Consider the following 4,096-nt stretch of genomic DNA (forward strand, 5'->3'; position numbering starts at 1 on the left):
ACGCAGCAGAGCGACGCCGCCGCCGGGCACGATGCCTTCCTCGACCGCCGCGCGGGTGGCGTTCAGCGCATCGTCGATGCGGTCCTTCTTTTCCTTGACTTCCGACTCGGTGACGCCGCCGACGCGGATGACGGCAACGCCGCCGGCGAGCTTGGCCAGCCGCTCCTGCAGCTTTTCCTTGTCGTAGTCTGACGTCGTCTCCTCGATCTGGCCCTTGATCTGAGCGACGCGCGCCTGGATGGTCGCCTTGGTGCCGGCACCGTCGATGATCGTGGTGGTGTCCTTCTCGATCAGCACGCGCTTGGCGCGGCCGAGCATCTCGATGGTGACGTTTTCGAGCTTGATGCCGAGGTCCTCGGAGATCATCTGGCCCGACGTGAGCACGGCGATGTCTTCCAGCATCGCTTTGCGGCGATCGCCGAAGCCAGGCGCCTTGACGGCCGCGACCTTGAGGCCGCCGCGCAGCTTGTTGACGACCAGCGTCGCCAGAGCCTCGCCCTCGACGTCCTCGGAGATGATCAGCAGCGGCCTGCCGCTCTGCACCACCGCTTCGAGGATCGGCAGCATCGCCTGCAGATTGCCGAGCTTCTTCTCGTGGATGAGGATGTAGGGCTCTTCCAGCTCGACGCGCATCTTGTCGGCATTGGTGACGAAATAGGGCGAGAGATAGCCGCGGTCGAACTGCATGCCTTCGACGACGTCGAGTTCGGTCTCTGCGGTCTTGGCTTCCTCGACGGTGATGACGCCGTCATTGCCGACCTTGTCCATCGCCTTGGCGATCATCTCGCCGACGCTGGCATCGCCATTGGCGGCGATGGTGCCGACCTGTGCGATCTCGGCCGACGACTTGACCTTCTTGGCGCGCGCCTGGATTTCCTTGACCACGGCGGAAACCGCCTGGTCGATGCCGCGCTTCAAATCCATGGGATTCATGCCGGCGGCGACCAGCTTGGCGCCTTCGCGCAGGATCGAGGCGGCCAGCACCGTGGCGGTGGTGGTGCCGTCACCGGCGAGGTCGTTGGTCTTCGAGGCCACTTCGCGCACCATCTGGGCGCCCATGTTCTCGAACTTGTCGGCAAGCTCGATTTCCTTGGCGACGGTGACGCCGTCCTTGGTGATGCGCGGCGCGCCGTAGGCCTTGTCGATGATGACGTTGCGGCCCTTGGGGCCGAGCGTGACCTTCACAGCATTGGTAAGGATCTCGACGCCGCGCAGCATGCGGTCGCGCGCGTCGGTGGAGAATTTGATTTCCTTGGCAGACATGATTTTTATCCAGTACGTTCGGAGAAAATAAGGTCAGGCAGCTTTCTTGGCGGCCACGGTCTTGTCGGTTGCAGCGGTCTCGCCCTTGTCGATGATGCCAGTCTCGTCCTTGTCGATGACGCCCATAATGTCGGCTTCCTTCATGATCAGAAGGTCCTCGCCGTCGATCTTGACCTCGGTGCCCGACCATTTGCCGAACAGGATGAAGTCGCCGGCCTTGACGTCGAGCGGAACAAGCGCGCCGTTTTCGTCGCGTGCGCCAGGGCCGACAGCGATGACTTCGCCCTCCTGCGGCTTTTCCTTGGCAGTGTCGGGGATGATGATCCCGCCCTTGGATTTGATATCGCCTTCGGCGCGACGAATGACGACGCGGTCGTGGAGTGGCCGAAATTTCATGGGAACTTTCTTTCTGGGGGCCGGCACAGGCGGCCACGCCCCTCCTCTATAGACGCGTTGGCACTCGATAGATAGGAATGCCAGAATTAATTCTCGTGTATGCCCCAAACAATCGAACGAAATAATTTCGAGCCTCGCAGAATTTATTTGCGTTGGCGGAAAACTTTCTGCCGCCTTGAATTTCACGGACATCGATTTGTTATTTAAAAGCCAAAAAGAAAAGGCGCCGAGACCTTGTTTGCAACGCAATTGAGGCGCATATGTAAAGCTCGTTGATTTGGTAGAGTTGGCTTTGTGTCAGAGTCCTGCGATTCACCACCAATTCTCGAAAACGAGTGCATGAGCCGATCCGGCGCACATTTCGTCCCGCTCGAACCCTGGAATGAAACCGACGCTGACCACGGATATACTGGCAGCGTCGGGCATCGCTCCGGCGGTTCGAGTGGGAATGATACGGAAAGGCGTCGTGCGTTTCCGCGGGAAGCCGCAACTGATGACCAGCCGCACCACATCTTCAATCGTTCGCTTCGGGGCGGCGTTTTCGCTGCCTGGCTTCGATACGCCGCAACCACCTGGAGCGTATCGCGTCGATCAAGACGAGGAAGCTCTCGAAGGGGCTTCGCTGATCGCATGGCGCCGCGTGGCCACCTTCATTCACCTGCCGGCGATCTCCGCCGTCGGAGCCACGCAGCAGATGGTGCCGATCGAACCGGCATCGCTTGAAGCCGCACTGGAGCAGGACCAGAGACAATGATGAAAACCACAACCCTGATGCAACGCAACCCACGCCCGATCCGCCGCGAAGCCGCAACGCATCTGTTTGCCGTCGGACAGGCTGTCCGGCTGAAGGGCGGCTTTGGCACGTTTCCACAGACCGCGGAAATCTACCGCATCAGGGCCACGCTCCCTGCGAGGGGAGATTCGCTGCAATACCGCATCCGCAGCGACGGCGAACGTCATGAACGGGTGGCGACCCAGGACAGTCTCGAACCGGTCGCCACGTCGCCCAGTGACATCATAACACTCTCTGAAAGGACGTTCGCACATGTCAAAGGGACAGAAACGCTCGAGCCGGGAAATCAGGAAGCCGAAGCTGGAAAAGGCACTGCCTAAGCCTGAAAGCGTGTTCGGTGCCCAGACCAGGCTTACCGCCAAGATCAGCGCCCCGCGCGGCAAAGGCAAGAACTGACACGGCGAGACGGGACGGCGATGAAGATCGTGATCGAATTCTATCGCACCCGCGAAGCGGACGATGCGCATGCCGTGCTCGGCCGCGAGACGGCGGAAGCCGCCGACCTCGAAGATGCGATCGAAATCGCCAGGCTTTTGGCTGGGACCCTGAACATGCCACAGCGGCCGGACGCCATGACGATCGCCGACACGAATGGCGCAACGCTCTATTCGGGCGTTCTCGCCTCTGAAGCGATTAAATGAGGAAAGGCCAACGTCACGATTGTCCGCAACACTGAAACCGATTGGCAGTGCAATGCCGCCGCGCTTCGGATTTGGGAACACGAAAGTGGCGCGCCGGGACGCGACTTCACAAATCGCCAATACGGACGCCGCGTGAAGCGGATCGTTCCTGGACCGTCTATCACGTCTTCTCGGGAATTCCGGCACACGGAGACGGCGTTGCCATGGCCGGCCTCAGCCGCCCCGATGCGACACGCCGCATGTTGACCCCCTCAACCAGCGCAATGCCGAGCGTCGCACGGCGTGGATTACCGCGCCGCCTATTGTCCCGCGCGAGAGAGCGGCGGGCCAATCATGACGCTCTCCTTTCCCAATCCCAGCCGCAGTTTCGATGAAGCCCGCAACGCCGTCCGCTTCACCGGCCATGACTGCATGTTCGAGGTGCGTTTCTTCGTCGAGATCGCGGCGCTGGCAAAATCGGACATCGCCTTGGTGGGGACAACGGCGTCGGAAACAAAATGCCTTTCAGCTTTCGACACCTTGCGATCATCCATTCACAAGATTGCCAGCAAAGCCGATTCTCGCGACCGCCGCAGCTCTTACACTTTGACTGCCGCCGATTTCCGGTAGGGGAGCCCTTTTCTGGCCAGTTCGTTTCAGAACCGCACCTTCTGCTTCCGTGAAGAGTTTCGGGCGCCGGCAGGCGTACGAAAGTCCCCGAGGAAGGAACCCGCGGGGCACAGTCGATGGCTATGGGGATTTCGATCTGCGGCCGAAGTCGGCGACGGCGCGACCGCTGCCGACCGCCAAGGGCCGCCGTGCGGCAATACTCGATCGCCGACATGCCCTTGTCAGGCTCCTTGTTGAAGAAGCCCGTGATGCTCTGCCGCTGCCGAAAATGCGGCTCGTCGATCCAGCCGCCACGCGCATAGGATCCGAAAAGTATAATCTTGAGGATGCGCCCACGCTTTTTGAAGTCGGCCGAGCCTCCTTCAGCGCGTCGTCGAACTCCTCAAGCAGCACC

Annotated in this window: 6 protein-coding genes; 4 read left to right on the forward strand and 2 right to left on the reverse strand. The window is 60.9% G+C overall.

Annotation, left to right across the window (positions count from 1 at the left end; genetic code table 11):
* Together groL and EN925_RS25835 are read right to left on the reverse strand one after the other, a co-directional pair.
* The coding region (groL, locus tag EN925_RS25830; RefSeq protein WP_128337026.1) for a chaperonin GroEL at positions 1-1,263 on the reverse strand (1,263 nt) is incomplete at its 3' end.
* Positions 1,264-1,296: 33 nt separating this feature from the next.
* Positions 1,297-1,659 carry a co-chaperone GroES gene (locus EN925_RS25835; protein WP_013530533.1) on the reverse strand — a complete coding sequence of 121 codons (363 nt, stop codon included), beginning with the start codon at positions 1,657-1,659 and terminating at the stop codon, positions 1,297-1,299.
* A 493-nt stretch (positions 1,660-2,152) separates the two neighbouring features.
* Here EN925_RS25835 and EN925_RS25840 point away from each other — a divergent pair, with 493 nt between their 5' ends.
* The 4 genes from EN925_RS25840 (at position 2,153) to EN925_RS25860 (ending at position 3,702) form a co-directional block, all read left to right on the forward strand.
* On the forward strand, positions 2,153-2,413 hold the full coding sequence (locus EN925_RS25840; RefSeq protein WP_128337027.1) for a hypothetical protein: 261 nt from the start codon (positions 2,153-2,155) through the stop codon (positions 2,411-2,413).
* Complete coding sequence (locus tag EN925_RS25845; RefSeq protein ID WP_064994922.1) at positions 2,413-2,772, forward strand: hypothetical protein; 360 nt, start codon at positions 2,413-2,415, stop codon at positions 2,770-2,772. The genes EN925_RS25840 and EN925_RS25845 overlap by 1 nt, the downstream gene beginning before the upstream one ends.
* 96 nt (positions 2,773-2,868) lie before the next feature.
* A complete protein-coding gene (locus EN925_RS25850) occupies positions 2,869-3,093 on the forward strand; it encodes a hypothetical protein (protein ID WP_024505330.1) in 225 nt (74 codons plus the stop codon).
* 333 nt (positions 3,094-3,426) lie between these two features.
* Positions 3,427-3,702, forward strand: coding sequence for a DUF1488 domain-containing protein (locus EN925_RS25860; RefSeq protein ID WP_127366030.1), 276 nt, complete (start codon positions 3,427-3,429; stop codon positions 3,700-3,702).
* Positions 3,703-4,096 lie beyond the last annotated feature (394 nt).

The sequence above is a fragment of the Mesorhizobium sp. M7A.F.Ca.US.006.04.2.1 genome, assembly GCF_004022915.1.
GTDB lineage: Bacteria > Pseudomonadota > Alphaproteobacteria > Rhizobiales > Rhizobiaceae > Mesorhizobium > Mesorhizobium ciceri.